At 60.1% G+C, this 18,453-nt stretch carries 15 protein-coding genes; 7 read left to right on the top strand and 8 right to left on the bottom strand.

Features of this window, described 5'->3' with window-relative positions:
* Nucleotides 1-180 precede the first annotated feature (180 nt).
* Nucleotides 181-1,464 carry an L-rhamnose catabolism isomerase gene (gene rhaI, locus HEP89_RS18250; protein ID WP_168692694.1) on the top strand — a complete coding sequence of 428 codons (1,284 nt, stop codon included), beginning with the start codon at nt 181-183 and terminating at the stop codon, nt 1,462-1,464.
* A gap of 51 nt (nt 1,465-1,515) precedes the next feature.
* Here rhaI and HEP89_RS18245 read toward each other — a convergent pair whose 3' ends face one another.
* The 7 genes from HEP89_RS18245 to HEP89_RS18215 all read right to left on the bottom strand — a co-directional run bounded on the left by HEP89_RS18245 (nt 1,516) and on the right by HEP89_RS18215 (nt 8,670).
* Complete coding sequence (locus HEP89_RS18245) at nt 1,516-2,523, bottom strand: LysR family transcriptional regulator (RefSeq protein WP_168692693.1); 1,008 nt, start codon at nt 2,521-2,523, stop codon at nt 1,516-1,518.
* Between the two features lie 59 nt (nt 2,524-2,582).
* Nucleotides 2,583-3,494, bottom strand: coding sequence for a dihydrodipicolinate synthase family protein (locus tag HEP89_RS18240; protein WP_168692692.1), 912 nt, complete (start codon nt 3,492-3,494; stop codon nt 2,583-2,585).
* An 81-nt stretch (nt 3,495-3,575) separates the two neighbouring features.
* A complete protein-coding gene (locus tag HEP89_RS18235; protein WP_168692691.1) occupies nt 3,576-4,748 on the bottom strand; it encodes an L-rhamnonate dehydratase in 1,173 nt (390 codons plus the stop codon).
* Between the two features lie 13 nt (nt 4,749-4,761).
* On the bottom strand, nt 4,762-5,784 hold the full coding sequence (locus HEP89_RS18230; protein ID WP_168692690.1) for a 4-hydroxythreonine-4-phosphate dehydrogenase PdxA: 1,023 nt from the start codon (nt 5,782-5,784) through the stop codon (nt 4,762-4,764).
* Entirely contained in the window at nt 5,781-7,061 is a 1,281-nt protein-coding gene (locus HEP89_RS18225; RefSeq protein WP_023000845.1) for a TRAP transporter large permease, read from the bottom strand. Before HEP89_RS18225 ends, HEP89_RS18230 begins: the two co-directional genes overlap by 4 nt.
* Nucleotides 7,058-7,621 (bottom strand): TRAP transporter small permease subunit, encoded by a 564-nt coding sequence (locus HEP89_RS18220; RefSeq protein ID WP_023000844.1) that lies wholly within the window; start codon nt 7,619-7,621, stop codon nt 7,058-7,060. The genes HEP89_RS18225 and HEP89_RS18220 overlap by 4 nt, the downstream gene beginning before the upstream one ends.
* 65 nt (nt 7,622-7,686) lie before the next feature.
* Nucleotides 7,687-8,670 (bottom strand): TRAP transporter substrate-binding protein, encoded by a 984-nt coding sequence (locus tag HEP89_RS18215; RefSeq protein WP_168692689.1) that lies wholly within the window; start codon nt 8,668-8,670, stop codon nt 7,687-7,689.
* A gap of 297 nt (nt 8,671-8,967) precedes the next feature.
* Between HEP89_RS18215 and HEP89_RS18210 the strand changes: the two genes are divergently transcribed.
* From HEP89_RS18210 to HEP89_RS18190, 5 genes are all read left to right on the top strand, one after another.
* The gene (locus tag HEP89_RS18210; protein WP_168684220.1) at nt 8,968-9,870 is read left to right on the top strand and encodes a LysR family transcriptional regulator; all 903 of its coding nucleotides are present in this window, start codon (nt 8,968-8,970) and stop codon (nt 9,868-9,870) included.
* 116 nt (nt 9,871-9,986) lie between these two features.
* Nucleotides 9,987-11,642 carry a sulfatase-like hydrolase/transferase gene (locus HEP89_RS18205; protein WP_168692688.1) on the top strand — a complete coding sequence of 552 codons (1,656 nt, stop codon included), beginning with the start codon at nt 9,987-9,989 and terminating at the stop codon, nt 11,640-11,642.
* Nucleotide 11,643: 1 nt separating this feature from the next.
* Nucleotides 11,644-13,755, top strand: coding sequence for a TRAP transporter fused permease subunit (locus HEP89_RS18200; RefSeq protein WP_168692687.1), 2,112 nt, complete (start codon nt 11,644-11,646; stop codon nt 13,753-13,755).
* Nucleotides 13,756-13,783: 28 nt separating this feature from the next.
* Nucleotides 13,784-14,758, top strand: a complete 975-nt coding sequence (locus HEP89_RS18195; protein ID WP_152506183.1) for a TAXI family TRAP transporter solute-binding subunit — start codon at nt 13,784-13,786, stop codon at nt 14,756-14,758.
* A 186-nt stretch (nt 14,759-14,944) separates the two neighbouring features.
* The gene (locus HEP89_RS18190) at nt 14,945-15,433 is read left to right on the top strand and encodes a LysM peptidoglycan-binding domain-containing protein (protein ID WP_152510360.1); all 489 of its coding nucleotides are present in this window, start codon (nt 14,945-14,947) and stop codon (nt 15,431-15,433) included.
* Nucleotides 15,434-15,520: 87 nt separating this feature from the next.
* Here HEP89_RS18190 and rpsD read toward each other — a convergent pair whose 3' ends face one another.
* Nucleotides 15,521-16,138, bottom strand: a complete 618-nt coding sequence (rpsD, locus tag HEP89_RS18185) for a 30S ribosomal protein S4 (RefSeq protein ID WP_023000837.1) — start codon at nt 16,136-16,138, stop codon at nt 15,521-15,523.
* A gap of 491 nt (nt 16,139-16,629) precedes the next feature.
* On the opposite strand from rpsD, the gene HEP89_RS18180 reads away from it, so the two are divergent.
* A complete protein-coding gene (locus HEP89_RS18180; RefSeq protein WP_168692686.1) occupies nt 16,630-18,426 on the top strand; it encodes an EAL domain-containing protein in 1,797 nt (598 codons plus the stop codon).
* Nucleotides 18,427-18,453 lie beyond the last annotated feature (27 nt).

The following is an 18,453-nucleotide window of genomic DNA, read 5'->3' as shown; positions in this document are numbered from 1 at the left end:
ACATCTTCCCTCATCCTGAGGAGGACCGTCAGGTCCGTCTCGAAGGATGGGCCACACGATCAGAGCTTGCCGCCCATCCTTCGAGACGCGAGCAAGCTCGCTCCTCAGGATGAGGAAGTGGCTTGGGGGAAGTGATCTTGGAACAAACGGATCGAAGAAAATCCGGGAAAGGATCTTCTCATGATGATCGACACATCGCTGGTTGCCGGGGAAAACGAGACCCGCACAGCCGACCTGAAGCGTGACTATGAAACCCTGGGTGAAAGGCTCGACCGGCGCGGCGTTTCCATCGATGCGATCAAGGCGAAGGTCGCCGCCTATGGCGTCGCGGTGCCGTCCTGGGGTGTCGGCACCGGCGGCACGCGCTTTGCGCGGTTTCCCGGCAAGGGCGAACCGCGCCATATCTTCGACAAGCTGGAAGATTGCAGCGTCATCCAGCAGCTTACCCGCGCAACACCAAACGTTTCGCTGCACATTCCCTGGGACAAGGCCGACCCGGCAGAGCTGAAGGCCAAGGCAAGTTCGCTCGGGCTTGGCTTTGACGCCATGAACTCCAACACCTTTCAGGATCAGGACGGCCAGCCTCTTTCCTACAAGTTCGGCTCGCTCAGCCATACGGATGCCGGCACGCGCAGGCAGGCTGTCGAGCACAATCTGGAATGCATCGAGATCGGCAAGGCCATCGGCTCCAGGGCCCTGACCATCTGGATCGGCGACGGATCGAACTTTCCCGGCCAGGCCAACTTCACACGTCAGTTCGAGCGGTATCTGGATGCGGCAAAAGCCATTTATGCGGAACTGCCGGACGACTGGCGGCTGTTCACCGAGCACAAAATGTATGAGCCGGCTTTCTATTCCACCGTGGTGCAGGACTGGGGCACCAACTACATGATCGCGCAAGAACTGGGTGAGAAGGCCTACTGCCTTGTCGATCTCGGCCACCATGCCCCCAACGCCAATATCGAGATGATCGTTGCCCGGCTGATCCAGTTTGGCAAGCTCGGCGGTTTCCACTTCAACGACAGCAAGTATGGCGATGACGATCTGGATACAGGCTCCATCGACCCCTATCGGCTGTTCCTGGTGTTCAACGAACTGGTGGACGCCGAAACGCGGAAGGCGCCAGGCTTCGACCCGGCGCATATGCTCGACCAGTCTCACAATGTGACCGACCCCATCGAAAGCCTGATGGTCTCCGCCATGGAGGTGCAGCGCGCCTATGCCCAGGCACTGCTGGTCGACAGGTCTGCCCTGGACGGTTTTCAGGACACGAATGACGCCTTGATGGCGACAACCACGCTGAAAGCCGCTTTCCGCACCGATGTCGAGCCGATCCTGGCCATGGCAAGACTGGAAAACGGCGGCGCTGTCGACCCTGTTGCGGCCTACCGGAGTGCAGGATACCGGCAGAAGGTCGCGGAGATCCGCCCGGAAGTTTCCGGGGCCGGCGGCGGGATCGTCTGACCCAGGAGTATTGACCAGAAAAGACAGGCCGGGAGGGTTTCCCCTTCCCGGTCAGACAGAGGCGCGAATGAGCGAGACCAGGGCCTCGACTTCCGGATCGAATTCATCCTTGTTCGGGATCAAAAGCCCGTATCGGCTCATGTGCTCTTCCAGCCTGACCGGCAGAATCCGGATCAGGCCGTTTTCCTGATAGTAGTCGGCAACCGATTGCGGCAGAACGGCCAGCATGTCGCTTTTTCCGACCGCCAGCGTCGTCATCAGCATCGACGACGTTTCAAGGCCGTAATGCGGTGCGGGCAGATCCGCATGAGCAAAAGCAAGCTCGATCGACATGCGCATCGGGCTGGGCCTTGGCTGAAGGATCCAGCTGAAATCACCAAGGTCCACCAGACTGAGCTGCTTGCTTGACACCAGAGGATGCGACGGCGCCGCCACGACAGCGAGCCTCTCCTGCCAGAGCGGTTCAAACCGAATGCCGGTCATGTCGAGATGTTCCACTGGCCGCCCCAGCACGATATCCAGCGCACCTTCGTTGAGCGCGGAAATGAGATTGTCGGAAGTCGACACCATCAGGCTGATCTGCGGGCCGACGTTGGTTTCCATCAGGTTCATCAGAAGCTCGGATACCTGCCCCGGCAAGGCTTCCATGATCGCGCCAAGCCGCACCTTGCCATATTCGCCGCGCTGCATCGCCGACAATTGCGCCTTCAGCCGCCCGGTCTCGGAAATGATCTGGCGAGCATGCCGGGCAACCACCACGCCATAGGCCGTTGGTTTCATGCCCCTGGAAAGACGCTCGAACAGCGTGACCCCGAGCGTGTCCTCCACTTCCTTCAAAAGTTTTGTCGCCCCGGGCTGGGAAAGGTTCAGCTCGCGCGCGGATTCGTGCAGATTGGTCGTGACTTCCAGGCTCGCCACAAGGGCAAGCTGTTTGAACCGCAGGCGAGACAGGATCGCCATGTCGAAGGTTCCATGCATATCGATCGATCCGCTCAGTCGTTGGCGTACCCGCTTGGCGGTCTCAATCGATACCGGATTTTTTCCTTTCCAGACAGTCAAATACCCGGCCTCATGTCTTTAGGTGGATCAAACGACGGCTGATCGCCCCGGAGTTCTCCTCACTGCCCCCAGCGCAAAACCAGGGGATCGAGCCGGCGCAGAAGCGTCAGTAGCCTCTCGCGGACCGGCTGCGGCAGCGGGTCGATCGGATGCCGGCAGAAATCGGACTTGATGACACCGCCTTCGACCATCGCCGCCTTGCAGGAGCGCCAGCCGCACAAGCGGTTCTCGTGATTGATGACGGGCAGAACCCGCGCATAGGCATCTGCTGCCTCGTCGGTTTGGCCCGCGTGATAGAGCTCGATGACGGGCTTGATCTGGTCGACGATCATCCCCGAGGTCATCGATCCGCGCGCGCCTGCGTCCAGATCCGCCAGCAACGTGATGCCTTCTTCACCATCAAATGGGCCTTCGATGGCAGGGCCGCCTTCAGCAATGAGAGACCGCAACTTGTTGGCAGCCTGCGGGCATTCGATCTTGAAGAGCTTCACCATCTCGATCTCGCGGGCCATCTTCACCAGAAGCGGCACCGGCAAGTCGACGCCGGACAGGGGCGCATCCTGGATCATGATCGGAATGCCGACCTCGCCAACGGCAGCGAATTGATCGAACGTCTGCTGGGCGTTCCCTTTCAAAAGAGCACCGTGATAGGGCGGCATCATCATGACAATGGCTGCGCCAAGCGACTTCGCAAGCTGCGCCCGCTCTACCGCGATCCGTGTCGCGAAATGGCTGATCGTGACGATGACAGGAACGCGGCCGTCGATATGCTCGATGCAAAGCCGTGTCAGCAACTCGCGCTCTGCATCCGACAACAGGAACTGCTCGGAGAAATTCGCCAGGATGCAGATGCCATCCGCGCCCTGGTCGATAAGGCAATCCAGCACGCGGCGCATGCCCGGTTCATCAAGCGAACCGTCTTCGTGAAAGGGTGTCGGGGCGACAGGCCAGATACCGGAATAAGAGGTCATGGGGCTACATGCTTTTGTTTTTGAGGATAATGGATGAGCTTCCTGCCCCGGCTTGCGGGTCGGAGCAGGAAACCCGAAAGGTCACTCGGCAATGTCGAAATGCTGGAGATGCTTGTCCGAGATCGTGATGCCGAGGCCGGGCAGATCGTCGTCGAGCTGCAGATAGCCGTCCACGGCTTCCTGGTCGCCTTCGAAGATGTAATAGAAGAGCTCGTTGCCGACCTCGACGTCGAACACCGGAAAATACTCGCTGATCGGACAATTCGTGTTGGCCATGGTCAGATGGTAGTTGTGCATCTGGCCCGCATGGGGAATGACCGGGATCTGGGCAGCTTCGGCAATAGCGTTGATCTTCTGGGCCGCCGTGATGCCGCCAACCCGGTTGGTATCATACTGCAGGATGCTGACGGCCTTGCGGTTGATGAGCTCCGCACAGCCGATCACCGAAAACTCGTGTTCGCCACCGGAAATCGGCACGATGTTCATAGCATTGAGTTCGGCATACCCGGCAACGTCATCCGCAATCACGGGCTCCTCTAGCCAGCGTGGCTCGTAAGGAGCAAGTTTCGGCAACATGCGCTTGGCATAGTCGAGGTTCCAGCCCATGTAGCATTCCAGCATGAGGTCATTGTCGTAGCCGATGACCTCGCGAACCGCCTCGACCCGCTTCAGGTTTTCCCGCATGCCCGGCATGCCGTCCTTGGGGCCAAAGCCAAAGCGGGACTTGAAGGCCTTGTAGCCGCCCTTCATTGCCTCCTCGGCTTCCTTCTGCATCGCCTCGATCGACCCGGCGTAGAGCTTGGAATAATAAACCGGGATCTTTTCCTTGGTGCGGCCGCCCAGAAGCTTGAAAACCGGCTTGCCGACCAGCTTGCCCATCAGATCCCAGATCGCGATATCGATGGCCGAGATAGCCGTCATGCCGATCCCCTTGCGCCCCCAGGCGTGGCTGCGCCGGTACATCTTTTCCCAGATGTAGGCATAGTCGAACGGGTCTTCGCCGATCACCAGTGGTGCATACCAGTCGTCGATGGCCTTCTTGACGACCGAGGGAGCCAAGGCGGCGTTGCCTATGCCGATGGTGCCGTCTTCCGTCTCGACTTCACATGTCAGCCACTGGTGAAAGCGGAAGGACGACATGGCATCGCCCTTCATCCACAAGGCATCGGAAGCGTTGGTGCAGAAGTTGCCCTGCGGCGGGACCGTCGGACCTTTCCAGGTCCAGACGCGCGTGCGTACGGATTTGATTTTCATATGACTGATCCACTCAATTGGAAATTCGGGAAGTCCGGCGCCGCGTTCCCATGGCGCAGGCAATGTTCCAGGCGTTGCGCATCGGGCCGACATTGGCCGTTCCCTTGCCGCGAATGTCGAAGGCGGTTCCGTGTGCCGGTGTGGTGATCGGGATCGGCAGACCGCCCTGCACCGTCACCCCCTGCCAGAAGCCCAGCAGCTTGATCGCGATCTGCCCCTGATCGTGATAGAGCGTCACGATGGCGTCGAGTTCCTTGGCGACCGCTTTCAGGAAAATGGTGTCGGAGGGATAAGGCCCTTCCACAGGCAGGCCCAGCGCCTTGGCACGTTCGACTGCGGGCGTGATGATCTCGATTTCTTCCGTTCCGAAATTGCCGTTGTCGCCATTATGCGGATTGAGGCCACAAACACCGATCCGCGGGCTCTCGAACCCGGCATCCTTCAAGGCCGAATGGATCAGCCGCGCAGCCTCGATGATCTTGTCTTCGGTGATGAGGTCGGCAACATCGCGCAGGGCGATGTGGCTCGTCACCCGGCTGGTCCATAGACCGTCCATCACGTTGAGTTCCGAGACACTGCCATTGTGGCCCAGCCGGTCGGCAAACCAGTGCAGCTCGTCCGACTGGCTCATGCCGGCCGAATGAAGTGATGCCTTGTTGAGCGGGGCGAAGACCAGCGCATCCGCCTTGCCTGCCCGAACCATGTCGACCCCCATGCCAAGCGTTTCCAGGCAATGTGCGCCACCTTCCGCGCTCACCTCGGCACGTTTCCAGCCACCTTCCGGAGCCTTGCCAACCTGCAGGAATGCCGGAACCCCGGACCCTTGCTCGGGCAACGCAGCCGATGAGACGACCTGATAGTCGAAACGGACACCGGCGATCTCCATGCCGGTTTTCAGCTCTGCCTCGTCTCCAAGGATCAGGATATCCGCCGCCTGGCGGGCTTCCTCCTCGGCGAGAAGCCGGGCGACCAGTTCAGAGCCGATACCCGCCGGGTCGCCAAGGGTCAGAACCAAACGCGGTTTGGGCGTCGTCATTGAATAAACTCCGTCAAAGCAAGGGAAACCTGGGGAACGTAGGTCACCAGAAGCAGGATCAGGGCGAGCACGCCGATGAACGGCAGGTTGGCACGGGAGGTTTCCCAAATGCCCGCCTTGGCAATCGAGCAGGACGTGATCAGCACCGAGGCGACCGGCGGTGTCTGCTGACCGATTGCAAGGTTGAGTGTCACCATGATGCCGAAATGGATCGGGTCGATGCCAACCGCATTCACCAGCGGCATGACGACCGGTACGACCAGGATGATTGCTGCCGCCCCGTGCAGGAACATGCCGAGCACCAGCAAGAGCAGGTTGAGCAAAGCCAGCACGATGAAGGGATTGGTGGTCAGTTCGGTGATCTGCGCGGCCAGTTGCTGCGGCACCTGGGCCTGCGTCAAGAACAGCCCCAGCGCGGCGGATGTTGCCACCAGCAGCATGACCACACCCGTCTGGCTGATACCTTCCAGCATGGTCTTGCGCAGGCGCCGGACATCGAGATCCCGGTAGATGAACAGGCCGATCACCAACGCCGCCAGTACCGCCAGCCCGGCGCCTTCCGTTGCCGTCACGATACCGGAGAATATGCCGCCCAGGATGATCACCGGCATGGTGAGCGCCCAGAACGCTTCCCGGAAGGTCCTGGCAACGTGGCGAAGGTCGAAGCCTTCGGCGCGCGGCAGGTTGTAGCGAACCGCCAGAATATAGGTGACGATCATCAGCAGTCCGCCGCCGAGAACGCCTGGAACGATACCGGCCACGAACAGCTTCAGCACCGAAGTTTCGGCAATTGCACCATAAAGGATCATGGGAATGGACGGCGGAATGATGATGGCAAGGGACGCCGAAGACGAGGTGATTGCCGCCGCAAGCGTCCGGGAATAGCCGCGTTTCTTCATTTCCGGGATCAGCACCGTTCCGGTGGCGGCCACATCGGCCACGGCTGACCCGGAAATTTCGGCAAAGACCATCGAAACACCGATGTTGACCATGCCCAGCCCGCCCCGGACAAAGCCGATGAGAGCAGTGACAAAGTTGATCAGCCTGACGGAAATGCCTGACGTGTTCATCAGGTTGCCGGCAAGGATGAACAGCGGGATGGCGATCAGCGGAAATGAGGTCGAACCCGAATAGAGCGCGATGGCCATGTCGTAGAGCCGGTCCGTACCCGAAGTCAGGACGAACCCGCCGAGAGCGACAATCCCGATTGCCACGGCAATCGGCACGTTGATCAGGATCAGTCCGATGAGGACGATTGTTGTCAGAAGAAGGATCATCGCGTGCCCTCCCGTGCGTGCATGGCCTGGGCCTCTTCTTCAGCCTCGGCAATTGCGTGTTCGATTTCCGCGTGTTCCCGATCAACCCCGGCGGCAGCGTCGCGCAGCGTGCGTGGCAGCGTCAGCAGCGTTCCGATGATCATGAGACCTGAGGTGATGGGGATGACCGATTGTACGATGTCGAGCGTCATCCACGGAAGGCTGAGGAGCGAATCCCACTTGGCAACCGCCAGAACCGCATAGCCGTACCAGGCAACAATTGCGAAGAAGGCGATGACGAGCAGCTCCGAAAAGGCTGTCAAGGCCACCGCCAGCCCTCTCGGCATGGCAGTCACCAGGCCGGAAAAGGACATGTGATGCCGCATGAAGACAGCGTAGGTCGCGCCGAAGTAGGTCAACCACGCCAGCATCACGCTGGCCAGTTCGTCGTACCAGGACGGCGAAGCCCCCAGGTAGCGCATTGTCGTCGAGTAGATGACCGCTCCCGTCAAGGCGAGCAGAAGTGCGATGCAGACAGCCTCGATTGCGCGCAACAAAAGGCGCTCGAACAAAGCAATCATGGCTCCTCCCAGAGAAATTGCCGGCCGGTTGACCCGGCCGGCTGTTTTGTCAGTGTCTTGTTTGATCAGTCGGCAAGTCTCTGCGCCAGCCCCACCAGCTTGTCGCCACCCTCAACCTTTGCTGCAAAGGCTTCGTAGATCGGCGCAGACGCTGCGATGAAAGCGGACTTGTCGGCCTCGTTCACCTCGACCCCGGCGGCACGCACCTTGTCGACCAGCTCCCTGTCCGCAGTCTCGCCTTCATTGAGCGACCAGTCCTGCACCGAAGCTGCAACTTCGGATACGGCCGTCTTGACGTTTTCCGGCAGCTTGCCCCAGGTTCCCGCACCCGTCGTCAGGTAGGTCGGCGAATAGACGTGGCCTGTCAGGCTGAGATACTTCTGAACTTCCTGGAAATTGGCGCCGACAATGTTGGTGAGCGGATTTTCCTGCCCGTCCATGGTGCCAGTCTGCAGGGCCACGAACACTTCCGAAAATGCCATCGGAGTCGGGTTGGAGCCCCACTCCTTGAACATCGCGACACGCCACTCGGAAGACGGTGTACGGATCTTCAGCCCGTCCAGGTCGGCCGGTGTGTTGATCGGGCGGGAGTTGTTCGTGATCTGGCGGAACCCGTTTTCCCAGGTCGAAATCACGTGAAGACCGGCGGCTTCAGCCTTGGGAGCCAGTTCCGTCTTGACCAGATTTGCGTCGATGGCCTTCAGATGCTCGCGGTCCTTGACGAGGAACGGCATGTCGAACAGGGCGAATTCCGGCGCCACGTTGGTCATGATGGACGAAATCAGGGTGAACTGCACGGTACCGAGACGCAGCTTCTGCATCAGCTCCTTCTCGTCGCCCAGCTGCGCGTCGGCATAGAATTCGACCTTGTCGGCATCGCCAAGGCGCGCCTGCAGCTCCTCGGCAAACTTCTGCGCGCTGCGGCCCTGCAAGCTGTTGGAAGCTGCGCCAACGGCAACGATGTAGGTCTCGGCCTGCGCGGGCAGCGCACCGAAAGCAAAGACGGACGCGAGCAGGCCTGCACAAAGGCCCTTGTGTATCTTGTTCATTGATGTCTCCTCCACTTGACGGGACCGACGACCGGCGACGGACGTCAACTCCCACCTAAGGGAACCTAGTGAAAGTCCGTTGCCAAGAATAATGGGAAGACAGGATCGACCGATAACCAAATGGAATTGATCACACCTGCTGCGAAAACCATGAGAGCAAGTGCCGGCACCTACTGCAAGCCCGATAACGGCGATTTCCGCCCCTTGTCCCAAGCCGAAATGCAGCGCTCTGTAGCCTGATCAACCGAACTTTGGCACAGTCTGGCACTGCCAGAAATCAACCGGAAGGCCCATGGCGTGAAAGCCCAGTATGTGGAACTGATCGACGCTGTCGCGACCCTTGGAAGCCTGGCGGCCGCCGCGAAGGTCCTTGGAAAATCTCAGCCTGCAATCACCAAGGCGTTGAAGAAGATCGAGGGCGATCTCGGCGTTGTTCTGTTTCACCGGGTGCCGAGCGGCATCGTGCCGACACTGGAAGGCCAGACCGTTATCGACCGTTGTCGCCGCATCCAAAGCGACCTGAAAAAGCTTTCGGAAGATGTCGCCCAGTCACGCGGGCAATATGTCGGCATGATTTCCGTGGTGGTGTCACCGCTGGCCGCGCTCAAGATCATTCCGCCTGTGCTGCGCCGGTTTCAGAACCGGTTTCCGGGCATTGAGCTGAACATCACCGGAGGCCACGCCCCGAAGGCCTTTCACGCGCTGAGGTCGGGCGAAGCGGATTTCGTCATCGGCCCGGCTCCTGACGGACAGCCCAAGGCAGGGCTTCATGTCGAACCGCTGCTGACGACATCGGTGACCTTCCTTGCGGGCCAGCAGTCCTACCTGAAGGACCTTTCAAAACCGCAGGACCTGTTGAACGCACGTTGGGCCGTTATCGGCCCGAGCAGCCGCCGCCCTCTTTTTCAGGACTTCTTCCGCCTGCACGGCCTGCAAGGGCCCGCCCCTGTCATCCGCTCCGATTCGATCCTCAGTATCCTGTCCGTTCTGGAACAGTCCGACATCGTCTGTTCGTTTCCATCGCTCATTGTGGACGAGGTCAGGGAACGGTGGTCCGTGACGGCGCTACCTGTCGACCTGAGCATGCTGACGGTGGATATTGCCCTTACCTGGACCAAGGAAAGACTGCTGACGCCTGCGGCCCTCGCCTTTGCAGACATCGTTCGCGAGGAAGGCCGCAATTGCGCTCCCCAGACATGAATGGATATAACCTGAAGTTATATCCATGAGTTCGAGTTAATTGAGGGATATACCTCCGGAGTGCTAGTCTTCCCCCCAAGAAGGCCGCAGAAGCGGCACCTTGGGAGGACATCTGAGTGAATATTCTGTTCGTCATGTACGACCAGCTGCGCTTCGACTATCTGAGCTGCGCGGGACACCCCTTTCTGCACACACCGAATTTTGACCGGGTTGCCGCCAGGGGCGTGCGCTTTACCAACGCCTATGTGCAATCCCCAATATGTGGCGCCAGCCGGATGAGCTTCTACACCGGTCGCTATGCGTCCTCCCACGGGGCACAGTGGAATGGCTACCCGCTCCGGGTCGGCGAACACACGCTCGGCGATCACCTGCGCAAGGCCGGCATGGACTGCTGGCTTATCGGCAAGACGCACATGAAGGTGGATGCGGAAGGCATGACCCGGCTGGGGCTGTCCCCGGACAGCATCATCGGTGCCCGGCAGGCCGAGTGCGGATTTGATGTCTGGGTGCGGGACGACGGGCTCTGGGGCGAAGGGCCGGACGGCTTTTATGACGAAAAACGTTCGCCTTACAACGAATACCTCAAGTCCCGCGGCTATGCGGGAGAGAACCCCTGGGCGGATTTCGCCAACGCCGGCGTCGAAAACGGCGAGAAAGCGTCCGGCTGGATGTTCGACAATGCGGACAAGCCCGCCAATATCCGCGAGGAAGACAGCGAAACACCCTGGCTGACGACCCGCACGCTCGAATTCATCGAACAGGCAACTACACCCTGGTGCGCGCATGTCAGCTACATCAAGCCCCATTGGCCATACATCGTGCCGGCGCCCTACCACGACATGTACGGGCAGAACCACGTTCCCGCCGCGATCCGCGCCGATGTCGAGCGCGACAACGCTCACCCTGTCTACGCGGCTTTCATGGCCAACAAGATTGCGGCCGCCTTTCAGCAGGACGACGTGCGCCGGAAGGTCATCCCCGCCTACATGGGCCTGATCAAGCAATGCGACGACCAGCTCGGCAGGCTCCTGGACTACCTGGAAGAGACCGGCCGGATGGAGGACACGATGATCGTGCTCACCTCCGACCATGGCGATTATCTCGGGGACCACTGGCTCGGCGAAAAGGACCTGTTCCATGAGCCTTCCGTCAAGATCCCAATGATCGTCTATGATCCGCGTTCCGAAGCCGATGCCACAAGAGGCACCACTTGCGACGCACTGGTGGAGGCGATCGACCTTGCCCCGACATTTCTGGAAGCTGCCGGCGGGGTCGAAGCCGGTCACATTCTGGAAGGCCGCAGTCTGAGCCCCTGGCTGCGCGGGGAGACGCCCGACTGGCGAGAGGCGGTCATCAGCGAGTACGACTATTCCGTCACCCCCATGTGCGCCTCCCTTGGCGTCACCACCAAGGATGCCCGTCTCTTCATGGTGTTCGACGGCCGCTACAAGCTGATCCATGCCGAAGGCGGTTTCCGGCCGATGCTTTTCGACCTTGAGAACGACCCGGAAGAATTCCACGATCTGGCCAAGGCCGACGGCCATGAGGCCGAGATCGACCGCATGTACGACCTTCTGGCCCGCTGGGGCCGGCGTATGTCGCAGCGTGTGACGCGGTCGGATGCCGATATCGCCGCCATGCGCGGCAAGTCCGCCCGGCGCGGTATTCTTCCGTTCCTGAAGGATGGATCGGAAGTGCCGGAGGAACTGACCGAGGCCTATCGCGGCCCTGCCCTGCAGGATCATGTTTCGCCCGAAAAGGGAGGACGTTGAGGTGAGCACGGCAACAGGCGACACCCCGGCTATTGCCCGTAGCGACAAGTGGATTGCCGACTGTCTCGCCGTGCTTTTCGTGCTCGTGATCGTTACCTATGCGGCCTCCGGCCCGATCACGGATTTTGTCCGCTGGTTCATCGAGACCACAACACAAGGCTTCGATGAACTGTCGCGCCGCGATCAGCGCGCCCTGCTTCGCGACCACTGGCTTGGGGCTGGTTACCGCTCGTTCGAACGATCCTTCCTGCTGCCGACCGGGCTGATCATCGGCCTGCCAATCGTCTTTTCCTTTGCCATCTGTCTGCTGACACTGCACCGGGGCCGCGCCTGGCGCTGGCTCAACTGGGCGCTGACGCTGCTCGCGCTCGCCGCCTTTGTGTCCTGGATGCTGAAGATCTTCGCGACTGACGGCGGTGCGCTGCCAAGCGCCAGCCCCATCGACTTCGTGATGTTCCCGATCGCCACGGCCATTACGCTTTATCTGACCTGGCGCATGTTCGGCGGCTTCATCGTCGCCTTCTGCCTGTTCTGGGTGGTCTATTTCTTCATTCGCGGTTACCTGCCGGACTGGACCGGTATTCTGGCCGGATCCGACTCCACATTCGGGCAGAGCCTGCGCGCCATGGTGTTGAACTTCTGGGCCCAGACCGGTGGCCAGTTCGGTCAGCCCCTGCAGGTCGTCTCCGGCAGCGTGCTGATCTTCATCGTTTTCGGTGCGGTGATGATGGCCTCGGGCGCGGGCGACCTGCTGTTGAAGATCGCCAACCGGCTCACCGGCGGGCTCGTCGGCGGTGCCGCTCACGCGGCGGTCGCCTCCTCCGCCCTATTCGGCACGCTTTCCGGCGCCGCGATTTCCAACGTGGTCTCCACCGGCGTGATGACCATTCCCGTCATCAAGAAGTCCGGCTTCAAGCCGGCCTTTGCCGGGGCTGTGGAAGCTGCCGCTTCCACGGGCGGTCAGATCATGCCGCCGGTGATGGGGGTTGTCGCCTTCTTCGTCGCCGGACAGATCGGGCTGGAATACCGCTACATCGTTGTGGCTGCCATCCTGCCCGCGATCATGTTCTACTTCGCCACCTTCCTGACGGTCTATTTCGAGGCCCGGCGTCTTGGCATCGGGGCCCTGCCGAAAGAGCAACGGCCGCCACTGACAGGCAAGGAATGGGTGCAGTGCCTCGTGTTTGTCGTGCCACTGGGTGTGCTTACCTATTTCCTGTTCAGCCAGCCGTCCGTACCCAAGGCAGGGTTCTACGGCTTTGTTGCCGCCATCGTCTCCGCGCTGGTCCTGTTCAGCGAATTCCGGTCCCGCACACGCCTCTGGCAGGCGTTCGTCAACGCGGGTCGCATGGCGGCTACGATCGTCGTCATCGTTACGGCGATCGGACTGATCGTCGGCCTGATCCAGGTGTCCGGTTTTGCCGGTCGCCTTGCACTGTTGCTGACACAGCTCGCCAGCGGGCCGCTGCCGCTCGTACTGGTGGTCGTTGCCCTCGGCGCCATCGTGCTCGGCATGGGTCTGCCGCCTGGCGCAACCTATTTCATTATCGTGATCGCGCTCTCTTCCGGCATTGATGCGGTTGGTATCCACGAACTGACGCTGCACCTGTTCGTGGTCTTCTTTGCGGTCATGTCCACGGTTACCCCGCCCGTTGCGCTCGCCGCCTTTGCCGCCGCCCCGATTGCCGGGGCAGACCCGATCCGCACGGGTTTCGAAGCGGCCCGGATCGGCATTGCCGGCTTCCTGATCCCCTTTGTCTTCGTCTATCACCCGGCGGTTCTCTACAAGCTGCAGGTGCTGTTCGCCTGGTTCGGCACCGGCGCGCCGGACAGCAAGGCGATGGTCGATCTCGCGACAGTCTCCTGGGGAGCGTTCTTCTGGATCATCGCCGCTTTCGCGCTCGCCATGTGGTCGATCGCTTCCGCTTTGGCCGGGTTTGACCGGGGGCGCCTGCCGTACTGGGAGCGTATTTTGCGCATTTGCCTCGGCCTGCTGGTTCTGGTGCCGCACGTGGCCATTGCCGGTGCAGCCGCGGTTCTGATCCTGGCGGACCTCGCCTTTCACGCAATGCGGCACCGGAGCCCAGCCGCCGCGCCCAATCCATCACAATGAAAAGAGCAATTTTCCACGGGAGGACGGAATGAAACGATTTGCCTTTACAGCCCTTGCGGGCCTGATACTGGCCGGCTCTGCGTCGGCTCAAGACACCACGCTCAAGATGCAGACCATCGAGCCAAGCCTCGGTCAGGCAATCACCATGGCGACCTTCGCCAACATCGTGACGGACAAGCTCGATGATGTTTCCATCGAAGTCGCCGGCGGCGGCGCGGCAACGCTGCACCAGATGGAAACCGCTCGCGGCAACCTCGACATGTACATGATCTCGCCCACCATCCACATCCTGATGAGCAACGGTGCGGCCATGTACAAGAACGAGCCGGAAGCCCCGGAACTTGCCAAGAATGTGCAGGTGCTGATGTGGTTCCCTTACGGCCAGTATCACTTCGCCGTTCGTGGTGACAGCGACATCACCGTTCTGGATGACATCGAAGGTGCAACGGTCTTCCTCGGACCGCAAGGTGGCGGTGCCTACAACGCAGCCAAGGGCTGGATCGAGGCCACCACCGGACTTGTCGCCGGTGAGGACTACGACGCCATCAAGGCCAACTGGGCAACCGGCTTCCAGTCCTTCCTGGACGGCAAGGTGGAAATGTATGTCAACGGCTGCATCGACCCGTGCCAGCAGTTCATCCAGTTCACCGAAACCGAGACAGTCCGCTTCATCGGGCCGGAAGACGACCAGGGTGAAGAAGTCGACAAGTTCCTCGGCAAGTTCCGCCAGCGGGCTGAAATTCCGGCAGGTCTCTACGAGAACCAGGTGAATGACGGTCCGGTCATGTCCAACGACACGGCTGTCGGGATCGGTGTGCGTGCGGACCTTGACGAAGAACTCGTCTACCGGATCACCAAGGCCTTCTGGGAAAACCTTGGCAGCATCACAACCGATGCCCCCTGGGCCAAGGCCTTGTCGCCAGACTATGCCGCCCAGACACTCGGCACGGCCACGTTCCACCCAGGCGCTGCCCGTTACTACAAGGAAATCGGGGTTCAATAACCGGCGTTGGCCCTGGCCGACGAAAAGCGGCCGGGCAAATCCACCAAGACCGGGGGTCTCCAGCCGCGAGCGCAGACCCCCGGCAAAGTTGCATCTATCGTTTTTCCGCCAAAACGTTGTACCCTTGTCAAAGCCGGCTGGGGGCAGCGGAAGATACCTGAGACTTTTTACGCGGAAGGTATTGATATGACTGTAACTCTGGATATTCAGCAACCACAGCCGTTTGATTTGGTGGGATCAAGAATACTGATCGCGGGCAATGCGACCGCATTCGAAGGAACCTTGAGCATTCGGGTTTCCGAAGGACACGACGAATATGCCTCCTTCACGCAGGTTGGCTCACTCGGCCTCAAGCAGTTCCAGGGATATATCGATATCCCGGACACCAACCAGTTTCAGCTCAATCGCCTGTTCCTGACCCTGGCCGACGACACCGGCAACGAAAATGGCCCGTCCGTCGTCATCCCTGTCCTGTTCGGCCCCAGGATCCTGGCGGGATACGGTGGCTGGCAGCCCTACACGGTGAAGTCGGGTGATACCCTGACCAAGATCGCGCAAGACCAGTATGGAAACGGCGACTATCAACCGATCTTCGATGCCAACCAGCACATCCTGAGCAGTCCAAACGTTATTTTCCCGGGCCAGGTTCTTCGAATACCGCGCAACGACATCTGACGCCCGGCATCCGTCTCAAACAAAGGCCGGCAAAAAGAAAAGGCCCGCCAGAGGCGGGCCTTTCCGTCAAACCGTATTCGGCGCTGATTAGCGCGAATAGAACTCGACCACCAGGTTCGGTTCCATCTGTACCGGGTACGGTACGTCAGAGAAGCCCGGAACGCGGGAGTAGGTCGCGGTCATCTTGTTGTGGTCGACGTCGATATAATCCGGAACATCACGCTCTGCGGACTGGGTTGCTTCCAGAACCAGGGCGAGCTGCTTGGACTTTTCACGAACTTCGATCACGTCACCCGGACGGATCTGGTAGCTCGAGATGTTGACGCGCTTGCCGTTCACCTTCACGTGGCCGTGGTTGATGAACTGACGTGCTGCGAAAACGGTCGGGACGAACTTCGCACGGTAGACGATGGCGTCCAGACGGCGCTCCAGCAGGCCGATCAGGTTTTCGGAAGTGTCACCTTTCATACGGGACGCTTCAGCATAAACCTTGCGGAACTGCTTTTCGGAAATGTTGCCGTAGTAGCCTTTCAGCTTCTGCTTTGCGCGGAGCTGAACACCGAAGTCGGACAGCTTGCCCTTGCGGCGCTGGCCGTGCTGACCCGGGCCGTATTCACGCTTGTTGGCCGGGCTCTTCGGGCGACCCCAGATGTTTTCGCCCATCCGGCGGTCAATTTTGTACTTAACGCTATGGCGCTTCGACATCGCGGTTTCCTTTGAATTCGCGTTGTTATTTAAAAGGAAACGCGCCCTCCTTTATCGTCACAACCCGTCTTGCGACGGAAAGGTCAGATCGACAGGGACCCGGCTAGACGGCGCCGGCCGGATGCCCACGGGTGCGTAGATCCGGAAGACATTGCCTGCCGGACCGCGCGGAGATACAGGCAGAGCCTTGAAATGTCAATCCGTGCACCCGGTCCGCATCGGAAAAGACCCGCCGAACCCGGCCAATTCTGCTTATTTTGTCGGACAAGCAGGCATATTTAACGGTTCAGATGGAATTCATTGCCATAATTTATGACGTAGCGTCCACAAAATGGGGAAAACAATGCATACATTTAGAGATTTTTAATTGCAGCTTTTCACTATGCAATCGCCGTTGCAACCATAGCGAATAATATCAGTGCAACGGACTGTTCCGAGACCCCATCAAACAACGGAAGCTTATCGGCCGGACCTCGGCAATAGGATCTAGAATGTCAGCGAATCGTCAACCAGTTCTTCAGACAGTTCCGGAAGCGCCCGGCTTGCTCTGTCGTACGCCGAAGGACACGCTGGCGAAACTGGATTATGCCCTTCAGCCGGTCGTCGATATCGGCACCGGTGTTGTTTACGGCTATGAGGCCCAGATCCGGAACTGCGATCTTGTCGGTGCGCAATCTCCTGACGAACTGATCGATTTTGCCCACGCCGAAGGGTATCTGCCCCAGTTGGAGGCCCATCTTCTGGAAAAGGCGATGAACCGCTTCGGCAGGTTGAAGATCGCCCAGGGCACCAAACTCTATTTCAAGCTGGATGGACGCGACCTCGGCCAGGACAACGATCCGCGCATGCGGCTGGCAGGCCTTGTGGCGGAAGCCGGCTTGCAGGTGAACCAGATCTGTCTGGAATTTTCCGAGCGGCACCAGCAGACCTTCACCGACGTTACCCACCACGCCGTCAATGACCTGCGCCAGTTGGGCTTCCTGATCGCGCTTGACGATTTCGGCCGGGGCTCCTCCGAGCTGCGTCTGCTGCACGACATGTCGCCCGACTACGTCAAGATCGACCGTTTCTTCCTGAACGGCATCGATTGCGACGCAAGGCGCAAGCTGTTTGTCACCACGGTGGCCAACCTGGCGCACGTGCTGGGCGCAAGGGTGATTGCCGAAGGTGTTGAAACGGAGAGCGAGTTCAAGGCCTGCCGGGAAGCCGGCTGCGACCTGATCCAGGGCTACTTCGTCGCCAAGCCGTTTCAGGAAGCTTCTTCCGCCAAGCTCTTTTATGACCATGTGCGCGCGCCGGGTGTCGGCCGCAAGCGCCGGGAGGAGCTGGACCGGATCCGCAACGAGCTGATCAAGGTACCGACCATCCAGTCGAACGCTTCCATGAACGACCTGCTCGACATGGTGGTCCATAACCAGGAGGCCAGTGTGGTTCCGGTTGTGGATGCCAACAACGAGCCGCGCGGCCTGATCCACGAACGCGACCTTAAGGCCTATCTTTATGCGGGCGCACCGGACGACGACGATGCCAAGGCGGCCCTCGATTTCCCGCTGCGCTCTTTTGTGCGCGCCTGCCCGATCGCCGACATCGATTCCAATGCGGACATGCTGCTCGTGACCTTTGCCTCCTCGATCAATTCGGATGGCATCATCATCACCGAGAACTTCCGCTATGCCGGTTTCCTGTCAGCCACCTCTCTCCTGAAGATCATTCACGAAAAGCGTCTTCAGGAAGCGCAGGACCAGAACCCGCTGACCCGCCTGCCGGGCAATGGCGCCATTTCCAGGTTCATCGCCGAAAGCGGGCGCAAAGGCACGTATGACCGGCACATGTGTTATTTCGACTTCGATAACTTCAAGCCGTTCAACGACACCTATGGCTATCGCCAGGGTGACCGGGCGATCATTCTGTTCAGCGAACTGCTGCAGCGCCATATTTCGGGGTCAGGCACGTTTTACGGCCATATCGGCGGCGACGATTTCTTCGCCGGTTTCCAGAATGTCGACCAGACCGATGTTGCTGCGCGCATGCTGGCGCTGAAACGTGCATTCCGCCTGGATGTCGAAAGCTTCTATGAGCCCGAGCACCGGGAACGCGGCTTCATCGAAGCCCAGGACCGCTTCGGCACGACGCGGCAGTTCCCGCTGCTGCAGTGTTCCATATCGATCCTCAGCCTGCCCAAGGGCCTGACGCTGCATCCCGATACGCTCAACCACGAGATCATGGAACTGAAGCGCGCCGCCAAGCGCTCCGACGACGGCCTGGCCGTCAAATGCCTGGCTGCGTGAGGCCAAGCCACACTTCTACACTTCCCA

It is taken from the genome of Labrenzia sp. 5N, from assembly GCF_012395805.1.
Lineage (GTDB): Bacteria > Pseudomonadota > Alphaproteobacteria > Rhizobiales > Stappiaceae > Roseibium > Roseibium algicola.
The sequence above is the reverse complement of the archived record's forward strand: the minus strand, read 5'-3'. Positions and strand labels throughout refer to the sequence as shown.